The sequence below is a fragment of the Halomonas citrativorans genome, assembly GCF_014898005.1.
Taxonomy (GTDB): Bacteria; Pseudomonadota; Gammaproteobacteria; order Pseudomonadales; family Halomonadaceae; genus Vreelandella; species Vreelandella citrativorans.
In genome coordinates this window covers 15,580-35,864 of record NZ_JABUYX010000028.1, presented here as the reverse complement: position 1 = coordinate 35,864, position 20,285 = coordinate 15,580, and the positions used below count along the sequence as shown (strand labels likewise).

The 20,285-nt window shown below is 53.5% G+C and carries 19 protein-coding genes; 12 read left to right on the top strand and 7 right to left on the bottom strand.

Annotated elements, in window-relative coordinates; genetic code table 11:
* Positions 1 to 61: 61 nt before the first annotated feature.
* From INT20_RS16205 to INT20_RS16195, 3 genes are all read right to left on the bottom strand, one after another.
* The gene (locus INT20_RS16205) at positions 62 to 1,516 is read right to left on the bottom strand and encodes a TRAP transporter permease (RefSeq protein ID WP_226912219.1); all 1,455 of its coding nucleotides are present in this window, start codon (positions 1,514 to 1,516) and stop codon (positions 62 to 64) included.
* Between the two features lie 283 nt (positions 1,517 to 1,799).
* Entirely contained in the window at positions 1,800 to 3,566 is a 1,767-nt protein-coding gene (locus tag INT20_RS16200) for a SulP family inorganic anion transporter (RefSeq protein WP_193057310.1), read from the bottom strand.
* Between the two features lie 327 nt (positions 3,567 to 3,893).
* Positions 3,894 to 5,474: a sulfatase-like hydrolase/transferase gene (locus tag INT20_RS16195; protein WP_193057309.1), complete on the bottom strand. Its 1,581-nt coding sequence runs from the start codon at positions 5,472 to 5,474 to the stop codon at positions 3,894 to 3,896.
* A 314-nt stretch (positions 5,475 to 5,788) separates the two neighbouring features.
* Here INT20_RS16195 and INT20_RS16190 point away from each other — a divergent pair.
* The 3 genes from INT20_RS16190 to INT20_RS16185 all read left to right on the top strand — a co-directional run bounded on the left by INT20_RS16190 (position 5,789) and on the right by INT20_RS16185 (position 8,864).
* Positions 5,789 to 6,803, top strand: a protein-coding gene (locus tag INT20_RS16190; RefSeq protein WP_193057311.1) for an IS630 family transposase whose coding sequence is annotated in 2 segments (ribosomal slippage) — positions 5,789 to 6,189 and positions 6,188 to 6,803 — 1,017 coding nt in all. Because the reading frame shifts where the segments join, the coding sequence is not laid out codon by codon here.
* 115 nt (positions 6,804 to 6,918) lie between these two features.
* Positions 6,919 to 7,044 (top strand): hypothetical protein, encoded by a 126-nt coding sequence (locus INT20_RS18255; protein ID WP_264299236.1) that lies wholly within the window; start codon positions 6,919 to 6,921, stop codon positions 7,042 to 7,044.
* 194 nt (positions 7,045 to 7,238) lie between these two features.
* The gene (locus INT20_RS16185; protein WP_193057308.1) at positions 7,239 to 8,864 is read left to right on the top strand and encodes a GMC family oxidoreductase; all 1,626 of its coding nucleotides are present in this window, start codon (positions 7,239 to 7,241) and stop codon (positions 8,862 to 8,864) included.
* Positions 8,865 to 8,922: 58 nt separating this feature from the next.
* On the opposite strand, the gene INT20_RS16180 is transcribed toward INT20_RS16185, so the two are convergent.
* On the bottom strand, positions 8,923 to 10,317 hold the full coding sequence (locus tag INT20_RS16180) for an APC family permease (RefSeq protein ID WP_193057307.1): 1,395 nt from the start codon (positions 10,315 to 10,317) through the stop codon (positions 8,923 to 8,925).
* 250 nt (positions 10,318 to 10,567) lie between these two features.
* On the opposite strand from INT20_RS16180, the gene INT20_RS16175 reads away from it, so the two are divergent.
* The 4 genes from INT20_RS16175 to INT20_RS16160 all read left to right on the top strand — a co-directional run bounded on the left by INT20_RS16175 (position 10,568) and on the right by INT20_RS16160 (position 13,785).
* Positions 10,568 to 11,386, top strand: coding sequence for a MoaF C-terminal domain-containing protein (locus INT20_RS16175; protein ID WP_193057306.1), 819 nt, complete (start codon positions 10,568 to 10,570; stop codon positions 11,384 to 11,386).
* On the top strand, positions 11,376 to 12,176 hold the full coding sequence (locus tag INT20_RS16170) for an SDR family NAD(P)-dependent oxidoreductase (protein WP_193057305.1): 801 nt from the start codon (positions 11,376 to 11,378) through the stop codon (positions 12,174 to 12,176). The genes INT20_RS16175 and INT20_RS16170 overlap by 11 nt, the downstream gene beginning before the upstream one ends.
* Positions 12,177 to 12,246: 70 nt before the next feature.
* Positions 12,247 to 13,017 (top strand): SDR family oxidoreductase, encoded by a 771-nt coding sequence (locus tag INT20_RS16165; RefSeq protein ID WP_193057304.1) that lies wholly within the window; start codon positions 12,247 to 12,249, stop codon positions 13,015 to 13,017.
* Between the two features lie 93 nt (positions 13,018 to 13,110).
* Positions 13,111 to 13,785: a helix-turn-helix transcriptional regulator gene (locus INT20_RS16160; RefSeq protein WP_193057303.1), complete on the top strand. Its 675-nt coding sequence runs from the start codon at positions 13,111 to 13,113 to the stop codon at positions 13,783 to 13,785.
* A gap of 81 nt (positions 13,786 to 13,866) precedes the next feature.
* On the opposite strand, the gene INT20_RS16155 is transcribed toward INT20_RS16160, so the two are convergent.
* A complete protein-coding gene (locus tag INT20_RS16155; RefSeq protein WP_193057302.1) occupies positions 13,867 to 14,892 on the bottom strand; it encodes a PDDEXK nuclease domain-containing protein in 1,026 nt (341 codons plus the stop codon).
* Positions 14,893 to 15,089: 197 nt separating this feature from the next.
* Here INT20_RS16155 and INT20_RS16150 point away from each other — a divergent pair, with 197 nt between their 5' ends.
* Positions 15,090 to 15,965: a pirin family protein gene (locus INT20_RS16150; RefSeq protein ID WP_193057301.1), complete on the top strand. Its 876-nt coding sequence runs from the start codon at positions 15,090 to 15,092 to the stop codon at positions 15,963 to 15,965.
* An 11-nt stretch (positions 15,966 to 15,976) separates the two neighbouring features.
* Here INT20_RS16150 and INT20_RS16145 read toward each other — a convergent pair whose 3' ends face one another.
* Positions 15,977 to 16,588, bottom strand: coding sequence for a DNA-3-methyladenine glycosylase family protein (locus tag INT20_RS16145; protein ID WP_193057300.1), 612 nt, complete (start codon positions 16,586 to 16,588; stop codon positions 15,977 to 15,979).
* Positions 16,589 to 16,795: 207 nt separating this feature from the next.
* Between INT20_RS16145 and INT20_RS16140 the strand changes: the two genes are divergently transcribed.
* Positions 16,796 to 17,992, top strand: coding sequence for an MFS transporter (locus tag INT20_RS16140; RefSeq protein WP_193057299.1), 1,197 nt, complete (start codon positions 16,796 to 16,798; stop codon positions 17,990 to 17,992).
* A gap of 61 nt (positions 17,993 to 18,053) precedes the next feature.
* Positions 18,054 to 18,311, top strand: coding sequence for a hypothetical protein (locus INT20_RS16135; RefSeq protein WP_193057298.1), 258 nt, complete (start codon positions 18,054 to 18,056; stop codon positions 18,309 to 18,311).
* An 88-nt stretch (positions 18,312 to 18,399) separates the two neighbouring features.
* Here the strand turns inward: INT20_RS16135 and INT20_RS16130 are convergent, their stop codons facing one another.
* Entirely contained in the window at positions 18,400 to 19,095 is a 696-nt protein-coding gene (locus tag INT20_RS16130; RefSeq protein WP_193057297.1) for an extensin-like domain-containing protein, read from the bottom strand.
* A gap of 196 nt (positions 19,096 to 19,291) precedes the next feature.
* Between INT20_RS16130 and gmk the strand changes: the two genes are divergently transcribed.
* Together gmk and rpoZ are read left to right on the top strand one after the other, a co-directional pair.
* Positions 19,292 to 19,924, top strand: coding sequence for a guanylate kinase (gene gmk, locus INT20_RS16125; protein ID WP_172116786.1), 633 nt, complete (start codon positions 19,292 to 19,294; stop codon positions 19,922 to 19,924).
* A gap of 89 nt (positions 19,925 to 20,013) precedes the next feature.
* A complete protein-coding gene (gene rpoZ, locus INT20_RS16120; protein WP_087110274.1) occupies positions 20,014 to 20,274 on the top strand; it encodes a DNA-directed RNA polymerase subunit omega in 261 nt (86 codons plus the stop codon).
* Positions 20,275 to 20,285: the final 11 nt, after the last annotated feature.

Sequence of the window (20,285 nt, the reverse complement as noted above, 5' to 3'; positions counted from 1 at the left end):
GTCGTCGATCTTGCCATGGTTCACCTCGTTGCAGTGTATTACATTCTTGAGGTGTCCATCGTTACTGGGCAAGATCAGGTATCCCTAATGCTTCAACAGCCGGGCCCATGATCAGAATGATGATCAAGTACGCTGGAACTGTGGGCATTCCCATTCCTAATACCAGACATGCCAGTGCCATTAGTACGAGCGATAGAATGAGAGATCCATCGGCCACCGCTTGAATAGAGGAAGCGAAGCGTAGGCCAAGGCCTGTAAGGTTCATTACAGCAATAATGATGCCTACAGCGCCCACGGCAATAAGAATGGTGCTGCCAGAACTTGCACTTCCACTCACAATTTCCTTAAGCACTTTAAAGGTGCGTGCTTGCGGATTAAATATTAGCCCTAATACCAACGCGGCTAAAGTAGCCCAAAGCCCCGCTGTAGCAGGAGAGCGCCCCTGCATCATTAGTACAACGATGAGTATGAGCGGGAGTACAAAAGCCGAAAGTAATAGCCAGTCTTGCCGGCTAAGGGTGGGTAGCGTTCGACGGTCCGGCGCCGTAATGCCAACTCGGCGAGCTTCGGCACCAACGCTTAAAAATAAGCTCGCATAAAAGAGCAGAGCAGGAATCAATGCGGCCAAGCAAATTTGTAGATAAGGAATGCCGGTCATATCAGCCATTATGAATGCGACGGCCCCCATAATGGGTGGCATGATTTGACCACCACTAGAGGCAGCCGCTTCTACCGCTCCTGCGAACCTGGCACTGAAACCACTTTTTTTGATCATGGGCATGGTGACTACACCAGTGCCTACGACATTGGCGACAACGCTGCCTGAAACCGTTCCGAATAGGCCACTTGCCATGACGGCAGCATAAGCAGCCCCACCCCGAAATCTTCCCAGTGTACGGAGGGACAGATTGAGGAGAACCTGACCTATACCCAAAGACTCAAGCACGGCCCCAAAAATGATAAAAATTAAAATAGTGCTGGCAACCACGGCTAGCGGCTGACCAAAAACGCCGTCAAAGCTATACCAAAATGTTTGAATCAGCTCACTGTAGGAGACGCCTGCATGGCTAAAGATCCCAGGAAGCAGGTCGCCAAAATAAGCGTAAGTGGTGGCACATAAAGCAACCAGCACCAAAGGCAGGCCGATAACCCGCCGAGTGAGTTCCAGTAAAGCCAGCACACCTGCCAAGCCGCACCAGAGGTCCAGCGGTTGAAGAAGATAAAGCCCTGTCTCGAGATAACCCGAAATAATGGAGTAACGCCAAGCCGCAACAACAATTAATACGATAAGTGCAATATCTACCCAGCGATGCCATAAAGTACTGCTTTGGCGGAGAGAGCTCACGAGTAAAAAGAGTGCACCTAGCGTGAAGCTGCCAACACGTACAAGCGCATCATCAAGCACACCGAATCTAGCCGTATAGAGCGATTCAACAACCAGGAGTGTTCCTATCATATACATGAGTACGGTAATAGCTATGGGTATCAAAGCACGTATGTTAGCGGAGACTGGCATGACACTTCCTTTTAAGTTTTTGTATTTATTGCATATAAAATATTATGACTATGTTAATAAACGACAAGATAGGGCTTAAATAGCTAGAAAGGCAAGCTCATATTTCACAGTGTAAAATCAGTTGGATCGGAGGTCGCACTGACCCGCTTTCGATCACGTTTAGATATAAACGTCTAGCGGTGCTGGAGTGGGCATCTTGCGTGGCCAGATATCACGTTGAGTGCCTACTGGCTCCACGCTGTCGCGGGTCTTTAAAGGAGCGGCCATATAAGGTCAGGAGTATTTAAACCTGCCGCGCAATGAGATTGCTCTCTTTATAATTTGGGCCGCATTCTGCAAAAATTCTTTTATCACAAGTATAGCAAATGTCAGGAGAGAGCAATTTAACAGTCGCCTCGATTGCGCCTTTGGGGGTTTCAAACAAATTTATTTCTTCAAAACGTATTAAATCACCTCGCCGATCCAGCTCATCGAGAACGGTGCCTTTAAGTGAGCTGATCATTAAATCGCCGCCTTGATCGCGCAATCTGCGTGCTTCCTGAAGCAGCATTTCAATACCCGCGGTATCAATAAAATTGACTCCCTTTGCAATGATCAATACCTTCACGCCGGGTGACGAGCTAAATACACGCAAACGTTGCTGAACGTGGTCAGTCGCGCCGAAAAAGAGAGACCCATCGATACGCAGTATTTTCAGTTGAGGGCACTGTTCCAGAGCGTAGCGATGTACATTGCGAATATGGTGCCGAGGGTGATCCTGAAGCGGCGCCACCTCCATCACTGTTGGCCTTGAAGTACGCTTTAGATAAAGCGCGAGGGAAAGCAGTACCCCGGCATAAATGGCGAACTCCAATGCTACGAATAGCGTGGCGGATATCGTTACTATCAGTATGATCGTTTCCTGGCGATTGTGGCGAATTAACTGACCGATATGATGAAAGTCGATTAGATTCCAGGCAATCAACATGATGCCACCTGCCATGGCGGGTAACGGTAGATAGACAGTAATGCTTGGCGCAAACAAGAGAATCAAGGCCAGCAAGCCAGCGGCAAAAATCGCGGCCATCGGCGTACGGGCACCGGCATCGTAATTGGCTCCGGAACGAGTGAAAGAGCCTGAGCTGGCATAACAGGAAAAGAAACTGCCTACGATATTGGACAGCCCCTGACCAATAAACTCCTGATTACCATCGATGGTCTGACGTGAGCGTAAAGCGATAGCACGCGCGATGGCAACGGCCTCGATTAAGCCTAAAAGCGCAATAGCAAAGGCGCCGGAAGTCAGCGTATACAGGTTATCCAGTGATAGCTGAGGTAGCGAAAACGGCGGCAGGGTTCCGGGAAGCGCCCCTACCATGGCAACGCCATGGGCGGCTCCGTCCATTAACCAGCAGGCCAGGCTTCCGGCGACAAGCCCTAGCAGAAGATGGGGCGAGCGGCGGTGAAGGCGTCGTGCCACTAGCGATACGACCAGTGATACGGCGCCAACTGCCAAGGCAAACGTATTGATATCAGGCAGTGTTCGGACTATCGCCGCCAAATTCAGTAGCCCTGCCGCTCCATCGGTAAGGGTAATACCAAGCAGGTTAGGAAGTTGGCTGATAGCAATGAGAATGGCCGCGCCAGCGGTAAATCCAATGATGACGGTATGAGAAATGAAGCTGACCAGGCTACCTAGACGTAACATCCCCATGGCCAACTGAATGATGCCGACCAAAAGCGTAACGGTTAAAGCTATCGCAAGATATTCAGCGCTCGTTAATGCGCCTAAACTCCCTACGACGCTCGCCAACACGATGGAAATCGCAGCAGTAGGCCCGGAAATCATATGCCAGGAGCTGCCGAAAAGGGCTGCTACAGTCGCCGCAATAATCGCCGAGTAGAGGCCGAACTCCGGAGGAAGACCTGCAATAAATGCGTAGGCGACGCCTTGAGGAAGAACCAGAATGGCTCCCGTGAGACCCGCCATTAAATCGGCATAAAGGGTTTTTCGATTTAGAGTACGGCTCCAGGTTAAAAAGGGTAGACCATGTGATGGTTTAAATGCCATGCGAGGCAGCCTCGGAGTGTGTATAAATAGTTGGTCAATAGCAATACGGTAATAGTTAAAGCTATTTTAGATTTAATGCTGGGGTGTTTTACGGGCTTATAATTTAACGAGCCAAAACATTAAATAATATATAAATTTTTCGGAATTAAAGTATTATACATTTATTAATTAAGCACTAATCGAGAGCAGAGTGCTCTTTATAAGCATCTGCACTCGATCACATAATGTATAACTGTGGCTGCTTTCCTGTTTTGCACTTGACCGCCGGGTATCGTTTTTTAGCGGTCTCAAGTGGAGTTATCGCTCATTGCCACCAGTATCAATGGCTCACCAAACGCCGAATAAATAGCCACGCTTGTGCGCCATGCCGGTGTTGGCCTCAATCAGTTGGTTACTCATCGTCACCCTTAGTTTGCGTGAAAAACACCACTCCGCGAGCGCCTTTTCCAACTTGCTACATACATCCGCATGGTTATTGCCTGGAACAAGATCGTTGAGCTCGCCTGGGTCCGTCTTCAAATCAAAAAGCTGTGGGCGCTGATGCTCATAGTGGATGTATTTCCAATGCCCGTCAGTGATCATATAGGCCTTGGCCTGTTCAACGGACAAATTAAGCGCTTGGCGTGCTGGCCGCCATGCATAGTCGGACTCGCTAAACGCATAGTTTCTCCACTGTGAGGGCTTTTCATTATGAACTAACGGCTGTAGTGAGCGCCCTTCGAGGCGGTAATCCAGCATTTGGCTGTTGCCGCCTGCAACGTCTATAAACGTAGGCACCAGATCGATCGCTTCTACCAGATTATCGAAACGGGTTCCGCGAGTGGCCTCGGCCTGAGAGCGTGGATCGAATATGATCATCGGGATTTTGGCACTGGGTTCGTGGAACAACTCCTTCTCGCCCAGCCAGTGATCGCCCAGATAATCACCGTGATCGGAAGTAAGAACGATCACGGTATTCTCCAGCTCGCCGCGCTCTTCGAGAAATCCTACCAGGCGGCCGATATGGTCATCTAATTGAGTGATCATGCCCATATAGGTAGGAATAACGCGCTCGCGCACTTCCTCCTTGGAAAATTCGATCGACTCAGAATGCTGCATAAAAGCATTGAGCACTGGATGAGTATCACGTCGCTCCTTGTCAGAACGAATGGCAGGCACGATGTCCTCTTTGCCATACATATTGTGGTAGGGCGCAGGCGCCATGTAGGGCCAATGCGGCTTGATATAGCTCAAATGCAGACACCAGGGAGTACCGCTGGCTTCCTGGATGAAATCCATGGCGCGATTGGTGGTATAAGCGGTCTCGGAATCCTCTTCTCTTACTCGCGCAGGGAGATGGCTATTACGCATATACCAACCACTTAGCGGATCACCACTCTCATCCTCTGCAGAATTGGCATAGTCGTGCCATGGGTTTTGGCTATTGTAGCCTTTACTACGCAGGTACTGATTGTAGCGAAGATCTGGATTAGCGGATTGATCCGGATGCAAGCCATCATCGCGTTCGAAGGGCTCGAAACCGCACTCACTAATCAACACCCCGAGTGAGGAGTCGGGATCAAGCCCCAGGCGCGCCATGCCTTCAACATCTCGCCGCATATGTGTTTTACCAACGAGGGCCGTTCGGTACCCTTGCGGGCGAAGGTAGTCACCTAGCGTACGTTCATCAACGCGTAGCGGCACATTGTTATAGCTTGCACCATGACTTGCCGCGTATCGCCCCGTATAAAACGACATTCTGGACGGCCCACATACCGGCGCCTGACAATAAGCGTTAGCAAAATTGACGCCTTTAGCGGCCAGTGCATCAATATTAGGTGTGCGGATATGGGGGTGCCCATTGCAGGCCAGATAATCGGCACGCAGCTGGTCGGCCATGATAAATAGAATATTAGGCTGGGTAGTCATGATAAGCCTGCTGAAAAGAAAAGTATGGAATTTTTAGAATCTTACTTTCTACTCAGAGGGGCTAGTTCTGCAACTTCTGGTTTCACCTTGTGAAAAGAGTTGCTTCTTGTATTGCAACCTATAATCGAGTAACTGCATAACGTAGGTTCTATTAATTGATCTTACCCTTAGAGTGGTACTACTCACCCAATAAGACACTCTATATTATGCCGCTCTTTTAGCATGCACAGCGGGGATTTTCCCCGAAACTAAGTGATTATGCATAAATTATAGTGTATAAAGAACAAAGACCCAACAGAGTAAAACACAGAACCATGTCTCGGCGCTTACGTTTCGTTTCTTTAACACCTGACCAGCAACGTCTCTTAAATGAAGCCTACCAGTACGGCGAAAAGAGAGCGTTACGTCGTCGGGCTCACGCCATTCTGCTCAACCACAAAGGCCATACGATTAACCAGGTTCGCGATATTATCGGGGTTAAGCGCGATACGGTATCGACGTGGTTATCCCAATGGGAAGCAGACGGTATTGAAGGTCTTCAAGACAAGCCTCGCGAAGGACGCCCCCATCTTCTCAGCGAGAGTGATCTTGCTGTGTTAGAGCAATTGGTTGAAGAGTATCCCCATCAACTGCCTGTCCTCCATGCCAGGTTTCAAGAGAAGACAGGTAACGTCGTCAGCCAGGACACGTTGCGGCGCGCGTTAAAAAAAAGGCTATAGCTGTAAGCGGATACGCCGCTCATTGAGGGCACCGCGTGACGAAACAGATTTCCGCCATACGCAAGAGATGATCAATGTATTGAAGGAGTGGGAAGATGATGGTAAGTGCGATCTCTATTTCTTTGATGAGGCCGGTTTCTCGCAATCATCGTCACTACCTTATGCATGGAGCCCGATAGCCAAGCCTTGGGAAGTCACTGCCTACCCACATAGCAAACGGCTGAATGTACTGGGTTTTCTCACCAGAAAAGGTGAGTTTTTTCACCACATGACCACCGACTCTGTGACCACTGAGACCGTTATAGAAGCCTTTGATCAGTTTGCGGCACATAAAGACCCTGACTCCTTCACCGTCGTGATACTGGATAATGCCAGAATGCACCGTTCCAGGGCATTTCAGCGCAAACTTCTTGATTGGATGGCACATCGCATTCACTTGGTCTATTTGTCGCCGTATTCGCCGGAGCTGAACCTGATCGAAATCCTTTGGCGCGAAATCAAATACCGGTGGCTACCGTTAACAGCCTACAGTTCGTTCGATAAGCTTTGTGACGCGGTCAAAAACGTATGCAATGGTTACGGCACTGATTACTCAATAACTTTTGCGTAACCACTTAACATCATAAACTTGATGAGGCTCCTGGCTAATATTGATTAGGCAATCTCCTCCCTTATAACCGGGGCGATAAGTAGAGACCTAAAAAAACGTAATACGCTACGATGAAATGAACCATGGCAAGGTTGACAGCATCAATGAAGAAAAAACGGATACCCGTTACTCAGATGCCTACCGTCAAGAAGCGTTAGCGCTGGTTGATCGCATTGGTGTGGCAGCGAATGGAACCACATAATTAATGCCTCGCTGCGCCCATAAGCAACGGTATTCTACTAAAGTATTTTTATTTAAATTGCTGATATAAAAAGAATAAATTCTATGAGGCAGGCACAGTCAACAACCTGGCACATGTAGTCAATTGATGACCTAATCCGGCTCTTACGCTTTCCTTGATGCGCCACGGGCGCTCTCGTTCGTCAAGGAGACAAAATGCGACACCACCACTACGACTACATCATCGTCGGCGCTGGCTCGGCTGGCTGCGTTATCGCGCATCGCTTGATTCAGGCGCTGGATGTTTCTGTGCTGCTCATTGAGGCTGGTGGGTCGGACGCAAGCCTTCTTATTCGTATGCCTGCCGCGGTCGGCAAGGTGATTCCGACCCGGACTTGGCCCTACATGACCACCCCGCACGGCGCGACTAATAACCGCGCCATGTCCATCGCCCAAGGGCGACTGATCGGCGGCAGCAGCTCGGTCAATGGCATGATCTATATTCGCGGGCATCGTACCGACTATGATGGCTGGGCAAACGACCACGGCTGCACCGGCTGGGGCTATGACGATCTGCTGGCATACTTCATTCGAAGTGAGGGCAACGAGTCGCTGGCCGGGCCCCTGCACGGCAATGATGGACCGTTGAGAGTGAGCGAAAACCGCTATCGCCATCCGTTATCGCAAGCGTTCGTGCGCGCCGGACAGGAGTTCGGGCTGCCCTACGTCAATGACTTCAACGACAATACCCGCGAGGGAGTGGGCTACTACCAGACCACCACTTTCAATGGCGAACGCTACAGTACCTCGAAGGCCTATCTGAGCGAGGTGCGCCACGATTCGCGCCTGACCATTTTATCTGATACCGATGTCGAGAGAGTGATCATCGAAAAGGGCAGGGCCATCGGCGTCAAGGCCCATCATTCCAAAAAAGGCGAAATGACCCTTCATGCACGACGCGAAGTCATCCTTAGCGCTGGCGCAATCGGCAGTCCGAAGATTTTGATGGCCTCCGGCATCGGTCCTCGCGATCACCTGAGCGAGCAGGGCATTGAGTGCCTCCGTGACTTGCCGGTAGGCGACAACCTGCAGGACCATCTGCACTTATCAATCAACGCCACGCTCAAGGACCCGACCTCCCTGTACGGTGAAGATGTTGGCTTGAAGGCGTTGCGCCACGGGGTCGAATGGCTACTGCATCGTCGCGGCCTCATGACCTCCAACGTGCTGGAGGGCGGCGCCTTTCTGGATACTGCCAATGAAGGCCGCCCAGACACTCAGATTCACTTTATGCCGGTGCTCGACACTTGGGACGATCCCAACGGCATCGGTCGAGGGCGGACGCATGGTATTACGCTCAAGGTTGGCCACCTGCGGCCGGTCTCGCGCGGTACGGTACGCCTGATTGGTTCAGGCAAAGAGCAGCGCATGGCCATCAACGCCAACTTCCTTGACGCACCTGAGGATCTTGAACATCAGGTGCGTTCGCTGCGCGCCGGAATGGCGTTACTTGATACGCCGGCGCTTTCAAGCGTGATCGATGAGGTTTTTTCGCCGCCTGAGGCGCGCCATCTGATGGCGCAGAGCATGGAGGACAACCAGCAGGCGCTTGAGACCTTCGTCCGCCAATACTGTAAAACGACCTATCACCCGGTGGGCACCTGCCGGATGGGCCCTGATGCCGAGCATTCGGTGGTTGGTCTTGAACTAAAGGTTCATGGAGTAGAAGGACTGCGCGTCATCGACTGCTCCGTTTTCCCCACCCTGCCCGGGGGGAATACTAATGCCCCGACCATTGCGGTGGCAGAAAAGGGTGCTGACATTGTGATTGATGCCGCCTGAACTAGGTAGGGCGCCCCTTTCTGGAGCGCCCTGCGTTTTGCCATGAGCGATGTGTGCCTTATTCGCTAAGATCCGGCTCGAATAGGCCCTTTTTCATCTTGAACTTGACCCAGATGATCGCGATCAAGCTGACGACGCCCAGTACTACGCCCAGTAGCGTATAGATCATGACGGTCATGTCGGGTGAGGGGGAGGCGTTGGCGGCCACATAGGCCATGCCAGCGATACCAATAATCTGCGGCAGTGGGTAGAACGGTGTGCGATAAGGGCGACGATGCGCCGGCCGACGACGGCGTAGCACGAGCACATCAATGTGCGCGACGATGTAGGCTAAAATCCAGCTGGTCGCAGCACCGATTAGCAGCATAATGATCTGATCAGGCGTGATCAGCAAAAAGGGAATAATCACGCTCAGCGCCAAAAATAGGATGCTAACCCAAGGGGTATTATAGCGCGGATGCATTTTGCCCATGATGCTGAATGCCTGGCCGTTATCGGCCATCCCCGAGAGCATACGTGGTACGGCGGCCAGCACCGTATTGACCGTGCTGCAGGTGGCAGTCAGCCCCATTACGGTGGCAATGATCAACCCGGCCTGTCCAAAGACGCCGTCGACGAGGTTGACATAGGGTAGAGGCGAGGTGGTCAGGGTTTCAACGGAGAGGTAATGTCCCGCACCGAGGCAGAACATCGTAAATAGCACGAAGATGATGCCAAGCGACAGAAACATAGCCCGCGGGATTCGTTTTTCCGGCTGACGAATGTCATTGATCAGCGGACAAATGAACTCACTGCCGATGAACAACCACATGGCAAGCGCAACCAGGCCCATGAAACTGCCGTTAGTAATGCCTTCGCCGCCCCAGTTAATACCTGCCGCGGCGCTGGCAATATCAGGTGATGGCGGCTGAAGTAGCGCAACAGCGCCGACGATAAAAATGGCGATGACCATGGCAAAGGTGAATACATTCTGAAGCTTAGCGAAGACATCCGTACCCAGAATATTGAGCATGGCCAGTATTGCCACCAGTAATATCGGAATCAGATGCGACGGAAGCAGGGTCGGGAACAGGGTCTGAAGCAGGGCATCCACGAGCAAAAGCTCGGCAGGTATCGCGAATATGGCCACTACCACGTAGCCTGCAAACACCGAGACAATGGCAGGAAAATGCCCAATGGCCTTCTGGGTGTAGGTTGCAAGCGTGCCTGCCTGTGGGTACATCAGTGACAATTCCGAAAAAGTCATGGCATTGCAGACGGCAAACAGCGCCGCAACGAGCATGGCGGCTAGAAAACTCAGGCCTCCGAGACCAAATCCCATAAGTGCGGATGCCATAGAGCCTTGAACCACTACGCAGCCCACACAGATCGCAATCATGGTCTTGAAGCCGATCTGCCGTCGCGTAGAAGTACTTGTTTGGGGTACTGATCCCGTCTTTGAAGTGTCGAGCATAATGAGTCATCTCCTGCCGGTTTAATTGTTGTGTGGCTGGTGCGAGTAGCCTGACACTCAATCTGCTCCTTAACCGGTCTTCATTCTTGTTCGGTGCTGCCAGACATTTTCCTCTGCCTGCCTCCTTCTTCACGATGTTCTTGATCTCCCCCATTTGGGGGATTTTCTGCCAACGGCTATGCACCGACGATAAAAACGTTCACCGCCATTGGTGAACATGACTCTCGTGTAGACTCAAGGAGATAATAATATGACAACGACACCTTCCCACATCGACTGGATCTCGGTAGCTGGCCTTGAAAAGGGCTTTCAGCCGGACTCATATGCGCTGGACCACACGGTCGATTTAAGCGGCAAACACATTGAACTGTACGACGCCGACGGAAATATTCGCCGTATCGAGATCAAGCATGACCAGCTTCGAATCGATAAAGGCCAGGCCGTCAGGGTGCGCATGACCTCTGTGCGCAAGGGCATCTATCTGCTCGACTGGCTGGATGAAAACACCCGTCCGGCGACCTCATACACCGTCGTGCTGGATACGCTGACCGACAGCTACACTCAGGTCATCGGCACCCTGCCCACGTTTGACGTTATCAAGACCGGAATGTATGAGCGCGCCCTGAGCGGCCGTGCCCTGACCGATGTAAAGGTCGAGGTCAGCCACGGCACACTGAACAAGTCCTTTACCGACGGCGCCCCTACCCACGCCACGACGGATGAGCTGATCGGTGTGCGCAACCTCTACCGCTACAGTCCGACCGAGGTGTATGAACATATTTATCTGAATGAGAAATTCTACACTTGGAATTGCCTAGCAGGAGTCGAACAAAGCTTGTGTGATACAGATGCTTGTCATTACTACAAGATTGCAGACGAACTCTATCTGTTCATCTGGCGTGAAAAGATCGTTCCGACGCTCGGCATCGTCATGATCGATGAGCAGAACCATCGCAGCGATGGCAAGATTATCGGTGTGGGTGATACTGAAGATGCACCGCTGGCTAACTTCCCGGTAGCGTCTTACTGCCAGCGCCTAGCAAGTGCGGAGTATCCTGATGACCTCTGAGACCCGTACTGTCGTCATTACCGGTGCCGGCACCGGCGTGGGAGAGGCTTGCGCGCGCCAGCAGGCCACGCTTGGTAACAATGTCGTGCTGATCGGCCGCCGGCGTGAGCCGCTTGAGGCGCTGGCCGAAGAGATCGGCGCAATGGTACTCTCTGGTGATGCTGCCAGCGCCTCGGAATGGAAAGGATTTTGCGAGCGCATCCTCAAGACCTTTGGTCGGATTAATAGCCTGATCTGCAGTGCTGGAGGTCATGACTTGGGCGCGGCCACCGACATGTCCGACGAGGACTGGCAGTGGGCGATGCGCCTCAATCTGGACACCGCCTTCTATAGTGCCCGGGCGTGTCTGCCGCACCTGATCGAGAGCGAGGGCACCATGGTGCTGCTGGGGTCGTTGGCCTCGTTTCAGGCTGGCAGAGATGTATGTGGATACACCACGGCCAAGCACGCACTCGTGGGTCTGACCCGCTCGCTGGCCCGCGATTACGGCCCCAAAGGCGTTCGGGTTAACTGCGTCTGTCCGGGTTGGATTCGAACGCCGATGGCCGATGAGGAAATGCAGCCGCTGATGGCACACTATAACGAGTCGCTCGATGATGCCTACGCCCGGGTGACACGGGATGTCCCGCTGCGGCGAGCGGCTTGTGCCGAGGAGATCGCCGAGATCTGCGCCTTTCTGGTCAGCCCGGCTTCCGCCATCATTACCGGCGCCATGATCATGGCCGACGGCGGCTCGCATATCGTCGACATACCAACGCTGGCCTTCGAGGCGCTCTCGCCGACCGCCTGACCCTTGTGCCGTACGGCCGGGCCGCTGTCCCACCCGGCCGTATTTCCTTTCATGACTGGAGTTATAGTCCATGAGTATCAGCATCGATTACAGCGGCCGGCATGTGCTGGTCACCGGCGGTGCCCAGGGCATCGGTGAAGCCATCGTGACCCGCTTTGCCCAAGCCGGAGCCCGCGTCACGCTAGCCGATATCAACGAAGAGCAGGCCAAACGCGTGGCCGAAAAGCTGACGGCAGAGGGGCTTCAGGTTCAGGCTCACGGTGTGGATCTTTCCGACGAGGCCGCCACCCGCGCCATGATAGAGGGCAGCGATCCGGTCGATGTGCTAGTGCACAACGCAGGTTACTTCCCGCTGACACCCTTGGAAGAACTCACCCGGGAGAAGGTCGAGCGTACGTTTGCCGTTAACGTGCATTCGCTTTTCTGGATGACTCAGGCGCTGCTACCGCATTTCAAGCAAAAGGGCCAGGGCGTGATTCTGTGTACGTCGTCGGTTACCGGCAATCGGGTCGCCTATCCGGGCCTGACCCATTACGCCGCCTCTAAAGCGGCGGTCAACGGCTTCATCCGCAACACGGCGCTTGAAATGGGCGGCTCCAACATTCGCATCAACGGCGTCGAGCCGGGCATGATCCGCACGCCAGCGATGGATAACCTCGGCGATGACGAGCACAGCCAGAGCCTTGAGCGCGGTATTCCGCTAGGTCACTTGGGCGCACCGGAAGATATCGCCAACGCTATGCTGTTTCTCGGCTCCGATCTGGCCAAATACATTACCGGGCAGACCATTATCGTTGATGGTGGCGCCCTGCTGCCGGAGAGCGTGACGGCCCTCAACTGAGGCGCGACGGGGTGACGGGCAGCAGATTCTCGTTGCCCGCACGCGGCCGACTCGTTATGTTGAAGACATCGACCAACATGGAGTCGGCCTGCCATGCACACTCCTCAGGAACTGGGTGCCCACTGTCTGAATGCCTTCACCCGGGCCGTGCCCGCCTCGCTGGCGGCGTTCTATCGCATCAATGATCGCTTAAGCGCGTTTGACTTCCAGCTTCACGGCGACCCTACCCAGATGCACGACAGCTACCTGCGTCGCTACCGTCACCTCGACCCGCTTCAACCCGGTTACTGCCAGCGTATCGGCGGTGGGGTGGTTTCCCTGCGTGATGCCCAGGCGCTGCAATCGAAACAACACAACGAGGGCTATCAGACGTTTCTGAGTCAGCACGACGTTGTGGACGTGACCGAAGTGCTGTTTTATATCCAGAGCCGCCCAGCCATAGGCATGTCACTGCTGCGAAAGTCACACTACGGACGATTTACCCCGCAGGAGTTTGATACGCTGCAATCACTTCAGGAAATGCTCCAGCTGGCTGTTTCGACCAGCGCCTTTGAACCCGCTCCGGCGCTGCCCGAGCATGCGCGAGTGGCGTTAACCGAGCGCGAAGAGCAGCTGCTGCCGCTGTTGCGCCAAGGGCTCAGCAACAAGGCCATGGCGCGTGAGCTTGGTATCGCCCCCTCTACGGTCAAGACCCATCTCGATCACCTGTATCGTAAATTCGACGTTACCAATCGCACCGAGCTGGTTGGTCGGCTTTATCTAGACTGACTTGAAGTGGCGTGAGAAGGCAACTGCTCTCTGGCATCGGAAAAGTACTTTTACTACTAATTCACTCGTTCTCGATGTCTGTTACTGAAGCTGTTCAATGGCGCGCGCTCGTTCGCGTTCCAGCTCACGTTTGAGCTCCTCCTCGGAGGGAAGGTACGGCAGATACTTTGCCGCAAACAGCTGCTTCTGGTCAGCGAGTACTGAATACTTCACCACGGCTTCGCTTTTCTCACTGCATAGCACCAAGCCGATGGTGGGGTTGTCATCGCTGCCTTTGCGCTGTTCATCATATAGGCGCACGTAGGTATCCATCTGGCCGATATCCTGATGCTTTAGCTTGCCGAGCTTCAGGTCTACCAGTAAAAAGCACTTCAGCTTGAAGTTATAGAATACCAAGTCGATGTAGAAATCTTCGTCGTCAAAGCGGATGCGCTGCTGGCGCTCCACAAAGGCAAAGCCTTTGCCTAGTTCCAGCAGAAACTGCTGAAGGTTACTGATAATGGCCTGTTCCAACTGGCTTTCCTGGTAGGTTTTATCCTGCAGGTTAAGGAAGTCCAGAATGTAAGGGTCGCGCAGGTAGTCCTTGGCGGTTTCCGCCAGCGGCTGGGTGTTGTCTTTTGCTTCCTGTTCTACCAGCGCCTTATTCTGACTGGCTAGCAGACGCTCGTAGTAGAGGGCGCTAATCTGGCGCTCTAAAGCTCTCGCGCTCCAGCTTTGGTTGATGGTCTCTTGCAAATACCAGTCGCGGGCTTGAGCATTTTCCACCCGTAACAGGGTGCGGTAGTGGGTCCAGCTCAATTCGGTACGCACTGCGTTCCGTTTTGGATAGTTTTGATAAAACTGGCGCATATTACGTAGGTTGCGCACATCAAAGCCCTTACCCAGCCGTTCGGTTAGTTGTTTCGAAAGCTGCTGTAACTGTTGCTTACCGTATTCCGCACGGCTGTTGCCTTGCTGCTCATGCTCGATAATCAAGCGGCCTATTTCCCAGTAGCTTTGCACCATGGCTGTGTTGACGGCTTGGCGCACCTGTCCGCGTGCTTGTTCTATCTGCTGGGTAATTGCGCTAATAAGGTCGCTAAAGGCCGCTGGGTTCTGCTCAGTCATAGGCTTAACCTCAGGCGTAATAAAAGATGGCAACTAGGCCGGCCTCAACAATAGCAATTTTACCTGTGAAAATATAAGCGTAAGCCGATATGTAGATAAGCACCCATCAATTTCCTTGAACAATCCAAAGAAAACTATTCGCTCCTCATTCTTTAGCTTAGGTTTTAAGCTAAAGGTAATTTGTTAAGGAGTATTTTATGTCGGACTCATCCGTTAACTCAGTTCGCCGCGTTACCGCCCAGCACCCGGCACACCGCGATGATATTGGTGATCTGGTCACTCGGCGGCCGCTGCCTGGGCCGGGTCTTGATCAACTGGATCCTTTTCTGTTTTTGAATCATCACGGCCCGCAGATTTACCCGGCCAATAATCAAGGCTTGCCGTTTGGCCCGCACCCGCATCGTGGCTTTGAAACGGTAACGTTTATTCTGGAAGGCTCGCTTGCTCATGCCGATAGCGCCAAGCACCAGAGCGTGATTCGTAAAGGCGGCGTGCAGTGGATGACGGCGGGCAGCGGTATTGTGCATGCGGAAATCTCGCCCGCTGAGTTTTTGCGTGACGGTGGTCCGCTGGAAATTTTGCAGCTGTGGATCAACTTGCCTGCGCGCCTGAAAACGAGCGAACCGCGCTATGTGGGGCTGCAACAGGATTCAATTCCGGCAGTTGCGCTACCAGGTGGTGGCGAAATGAACCTGATCGCCGGGGAGTGGGGCGATACGAGCGGCCCTATCGAGACGTTAACCAATGTGTTTATGTCGACGCTTAAGCTGTCTGTCGGTTCGCGCGAGCAGTTGCCCGTTGCCGCTGGGCGGCAGGTGTTCCTGTATGTGGTGAGTGGCGACGTGACGGTGAGTGGTGAATCCACCAACCCCCACCAACTGGTTGAACTGGACCGGGAGGGCGAAAGCATTGTGATTGAAGCCGCAAGCGACGCTCAGCTGCTGTTTGGTCATGGCGATGTCATCGATGAGCCGGTTTACTCGCACGGGCCGTTTGTGATGAATACTCGGGAAGAAATTGTGCAGGCGGTCGAGGATTATCAGGCCGGTAAATTTGGCGGACTGAACGCCTAAATGCTTTATTCTTAAACCGGCTCGCCGCGATAGTAGTGCCACAGAAATAGCGACCCCACGCTGCGCCAGGGCGCCCAGTGTTCCGTAAGCTTTCGTGCCTGCTTGGGCGTGGGTTTGTCGTCTAAACCTTTTAAGCGGCCTAATGCCACGCGTAGGGCGAGGTCGTCGGCGGGGAAGATGTCGGGGCGTTTGAGTGAGAACATCAGGTAGATTTCCGCACTCCAGCGCCCAAAACCGCGCAGTTGAGTAATCGTGGCAATCACGTCTTCATCGTTTAGATGCTCAAGCCCATCGGCACTGAAGGTGCCGGCAAGCTCTGCTTCGGCAAGCCCCTTGGCGTACTCGATTTTGCGCCACGAGAGCCCGGCATCACGCAGTGCCTGGCCTTGTGTGTCGAGGACGGCTTGGGCGTGAAGCTCCGGCAGCAGGATATTCACGCGACTCATAATCGCACGAGCTGCTTCCGTGGAAAGCTGCTGGCTGACGATGGTGGAGAAGAACGTCGCAAAGCCTTTATCACGCACACGTGGCGAGGGCGCCCCTACCAATGGAAGGGCGCGGGCGATATCCGTGTCGGCCCTGGCGAGCGTTTTTAGGGCCTGTTCAATGGTGTCAGGGGTCATATACGCCTTACGGATGCAGAGTGTTAAAGGTGCTTTGTGGATTAAGCCTTTTAACGCAGGCCTGCTTCAAAGCGTAGTCTGTTAAAGTGAAACACTCGCCTGCTAATATTTCATTGAACATATTTATACTTTCGTCTAATCCTGCGATCATCGCCCCACTATACGGCCGTTTGTTAAGCAGGCGTTTGGCGCGTCTGAGGAGAAAAAATGCAAGAGTCGCCCCAAGGGCTGGCGCGTAACCCGCGTTTGGCCGAATTCGCCTTGGCGCTAGGTGGGTTTGGTATTGGCACCAGTGAATTCGTCATAATGGGCCTGATGAACCGTGTCGCGAGCGACCTGGCGGTTAGCGTGCCGCAAGTTGGCTACGCGATCAGCAGCTACGCGTTAGGCGTTGTGGTCGGGGCTCCGTTGATTTCCGCATTGGCCGCGCGCGTGCCCAAGCGGGGGTTATTAATTGCGTTGATGCTGGTGTTTGCCATCGGCAATATTGCCAGTGCCATGGCACCAGGGTTCTGGTCGTTCGTGGGGCTGCGCTTTGTGGCAGGTTTGCCGCATGGCGCCTACTTCGGCGTTGCGGCATTAGTCGCCGCGGGGGCGGTGCCGGTTGATCAACGTGCCCGGGCCATTTCCCGTGTCATGCTGGGCTTAACCACGGCCATTTTAATCGGCGCGCCGCTGGGTACCTGGGCGGGTAACCAGTTTGGCTGGCAAATCGCGTTTTCCGGGGTAGGCGTTATAGCGTTAATGACCGCGCTATTAATTCGCGGGTGGGTGCCGGTGCAGCCGTTTGATGCACTCGCAAGCCCGCTGCGTGAGCTGTCGGCACTGGCCAAGTCTCGCGTTCTGGTGACCATTGCCATTGCCTGTATCGGCTGTGGCGGTATGTTCTCGATTTTTAGTTATGTGATGCCCACCCTGACGCAACAGGCGGGCATGAGCGAGGCTTTGGGGCCGCTGGTACTGGTGATTTTCGGTGTGGGGTCGATTATTGGCAATCTGGTCGGTGGTCGCATGGCGGATAAGAACCTGATGAGGGCCATTCCAAAAATTCTGGTTTGGTGTGCCTTGATTCAAGGGCTTTATTACTTTGCTGCCAATAACGTATGGACAGGGCTTCTGTGCGTTGGGCTTGTGGGTACCTGTATGGCCCTTGCCCCTTCGTTACAAACCCGCTTAATGGATGTGGCCGGGGATGCTCAAACCATGGCGGCCTCGCTTAACCATGCTGCGTTTAATGGCGCTAATGCATTAGGTGCCTGGCTTGCCGGGTTGGCAATTAGTGCGGGTTTGAACTGGTCGAGTACGGGGCTGGTGGGCACGGGCCTGGCGCTATGCGGGCTAGCGATTTTTGCGTGGGGGCGCTGGCTTGAGAAACGCACCGACAGCGTGGCTGTGGGGTTATAAAAGTGGCATAAATAGCCATTCATTCCTAGGGTATAAGGGTGCAACCCATAAGGAGGTGACTATGCATACTCAATTGATCAAGACATCGCGTGTTTTAACGTTGAGCGCTATTGCCGCACTAACAATTGGTTTAGCTGGCTGCGGTACGACAACGGGTGAACGCTCCGCGAGTGGCGCTGGGGTAGGTGCCGCTGTGGGTGCGGGCGCTGCCGCTGCCACGGGTGGCAGTGTCACGGGCGGTGCCGCGCTAGGCGCAGGCGTTGGTGCCGCAACGGGCGCCCTGACCGATGAAGACGATATCAATCTAGACCGCGATTAAGCGTGAAAGCCCACTGCTCGTTCGTCATCGCTTATTTTTCTTAAGGGCCTGTTTCTCTTAAAGGATGATGTTCTTAAAGCACGGGGTTTTAACGGCATAATCGGAAACCGCGCATGCCCATGTGAAAGTGATCGGCATGCGCGGCATTGTAATCAGGCCCCAATACGTTGCCAAATGTACGGCAAGCGCCATCCCGCGCTGCTCGCAAGAACTCTCCTGTTTCCCCTTCATCATCCCAGTGGTTGATCAGCGTTATACGTTGGCCGTTCTCAAACTGAAACCCGATAACATCCAGTGCTTCCGCCGTGGCATGCTCACTGCGCCGGTCGTTCTCACGATGGTAAATATTGCGGCAGGCAAAGCTGCCCACGTGATTGACCTGAGCCACGCGGCTTCCCATGATTGCTTGCGCCGCCGGCTGCAGTTCGTGACGCTCGTACATCACCCAGGCAAGCGCTAGCGGGCAGGAAGCCACAAAGCTTTGGTTAAAGCGCACGCTGCTGGCCTGCATACGTACAATATTGGTCAGTGGACAGTTTGCGGTGGGGGAGTAATCGGCAAGGGGGGTATAGCTCAGCTCGCTGTCTGGCACGGTATTCAGCGCGGCTAAACAGGCGTCTCTATTGTTGCTTAAGCGTTTGATTTTTAGCTGAGTAACGGGCGTTATTGGATCATCGATATGAAGAGGAGCCCACGGTGCCCAGTGGCGAGGAATGTCAATAATGCCTTTTTGCACGGCCACGCCAAGTGCAATAAGAGCCAATATAACCAGCGTGCTGCGCATCCAACCTCCTTGGGTACTTACGCAAACTCTACAGTCCGCGCAGAGGGTGTGCGATACTGCGCACCTTAAATAAGCGTGTTGCTTTGCTTGCTCCGCTAACGATCTTTTTGCTAGCTGTTTCCACTAACTGTTTTCACTAGCTGTTTCCACTAACTATTTTTACTAACCGTTTTTTCGCTAACAAGGGAAGCGCTGTATGTCCCAAGGTACGCTTTTTATTGTTTCCGCCCCGTCGGGTGCAGGCAAAACCAGTCTGGTTCGCGAGTTGATTGAAAGCCTTGATGGCATTCAGGTCTCGGTATCGCATACTACCCGCGTTAAGCGTGACGGTGAGGTGGATAGCGTTAATTACCATTTCACCACGGTGGCTGACTTTGAAGCGATGATTAAGCGTGGCGACTTTTTTGAGTATGCCAAAGTCTTCGATAATTACTATGGTACGTCGCGCGAGGCGGTCCAAACGCTGTTGAAAGCGGGCCAGGATGTTATTCTGGAAATTGACTGGCAGGGCGCGCAGCAGGTACGCAAACAAATGCCTGAGGCGGTATCCATCTTTATTCTGCCGCCATCGCTTGGCGAATTGGAACACCGCTTGGCGAATCGCGGTACGGATGAACATGCAGTGATTGCACGGCGCATGCGTGATGCGGTTAGCGAGATGTCACACTTTAATGAGTACGACTACCTGGTCATTAACGATGACTTCACCACGGCGTTTCGGGAACTGCAGTCGCTGGTGATCAGTCGCCGCTTAACGCTTACCAAGGTGAGCGAGCGCCATGCGCCACTACTGGATGCGCTCTTGTCACAGGCGCCCAGCGTCGAGTAATCTATCAGGTTCTATCACTATTCTTTTTCGCTGGGCCGGTGGCGTTATCCAACAACATCGGCCCAGCGTCGTCATTACAGGAAGGCCCCATGGCTCGCGTAACCGTTGAAGATTGTCTGGAAAATGTCGAAAACCGCTTCAAGCTGGTGATGATTTCCACCCAGCGCGCCCGCCAATTGGCACGTGGCTCGCGTGATGCCCAGCTGGCTTGGGAAAACGATAAGCCTACCGTGATGGCATTGCGTGAAATTGCGGCAGGCCTCGTGGATCACACCGTACTCGATGAACCTGTTGAAGCGCCTGTTCGCGTGCGTCCCGCCATGGCGCCCAGCGCCCAAATCGACGACTAAGGCTGAGACGA

Bases quoted from the DNA above. Each gene is read 5' to 3' on its own strand.
- INT20_RS16145 (WP_193057300.1), bottom strand. From the start codon at position 16,588: ATGACCCCTGACACCATTGAACAGGCCCTAAAAACGCTCGCCAGGGCC.
- INT20_RS16205 (WP_226912219.1), bottom strand. From the start codon at position 1,516: ATGCCAGTCTCCGCTAACATACGTGCTTTGATACCCATAGCTATTACC.
- INT20_RS16155 (WP_193057302.1), bottom strand. From the start codon at position 14,892: ATGACTGAGCAGAACCCAGCGGCCTTTAGCGACCTTATTAGCGCAATT.
- INT20_RS16160 (WP_193057303.1), top strand. From the start codon at position 13,111: ATGCACACTCCTCAGGAACTGGGTGCCCACTGTCTGAATGCCTTCACC.
- INT20_RS16200 (WP_193057310.1), bottom strand. From the start codon at position 3,566: ATGGCATTTAAACCATCACATGGTCTACCCTTTTTAACCTGGAGCCGT.
- rpoZ (WP_087110274.1), top strand. From the start codon at position 20,014: ATGGCTCGCGTAACCGTTGAAGATTGTCTGGAAAATGTCGAAAACCGC.
- INT20_RS16130 (WP_193057297.1), bottom strand. From the start codon at position 19,095: ATGCGCAGCACGCTGGTTATATTGGCTCTTATTGCACTTGGCGTGGCC.
- INT20_RS16175 (WP_193057306.1), top strand. From the start codon at position 10,568: ATGACAACGACACCTTCCCACATCGACTGGATCTCGGTAGCTGGCCTT.
- INT20_RS18255 (WP_264299236.1), top strand. From the start codon at position 6,919: ATGAACCATGGCAAGGTTGACAGCATCAATGAAGAAAAAACGGATACC.
- INT20_RS16165 (WP_193057304.1), top strand. From the start codon at position 12,247: ATGAGTATCAGCATCGATTACAGCGGCCGGCATGTGCTGGTCACCGGC.
- INT20_RS16135 (WP_193057298.1), top strand. From the start codon at position 18,054: ATGCATACTCAATTGATCAAGACATCGCGTGTTTTAACGTTGAGCGCT.
- INT20_RS16195 (WP_193057309.1), bottom strand. From the start codon at position 5,474: ATGACTACCCAGCCTAATATTCTATTTATCATGGCCGACCAGCTGCGT.
- INT20_RS16180 (WP_193057307.1), bottom strand. From the start codon at position 10,317: ATGCTCGACACTTCAAAGACGGGATCAGTACCCCAAACAAGTACTTCT.
- INT20_RS16170 (WP_193057305.1), top strand. From the start codon at position 11,376: ATGACCTCTGAGACCCGTACTGTCGTCATTACCGGTGCCGGCACCGGC.
- INT20_RS16140 (WP_193057299.1), top strand. From the start codon at position 16,796: ATGCAAGAGTCGCCCCAAGGGCTGGCGCGTAACCCGCGTTTGGCCGAA.
- INT20_RS16150 (WP_193057301.1), top strand. From the start codon at position 15,090: ATGTCGGACTCATCCGTTAACTCAGTTCGCCGCGTTACCGCCCAGCAC.
- gmk (WP_172116786.1), top strand. From the start codon at position 19,292: ATGTCCCAAGGTACGCTTTTTATTGTTTCCGCCCCGTCGGGTGCAGGC.
- INT20_RS16185 (WP_193057308.1), top strand. From the start codon at position 7,239: ATGCGACACCACCACTACGACTACATCATCGTCGGCGCTGGCTCGGCT.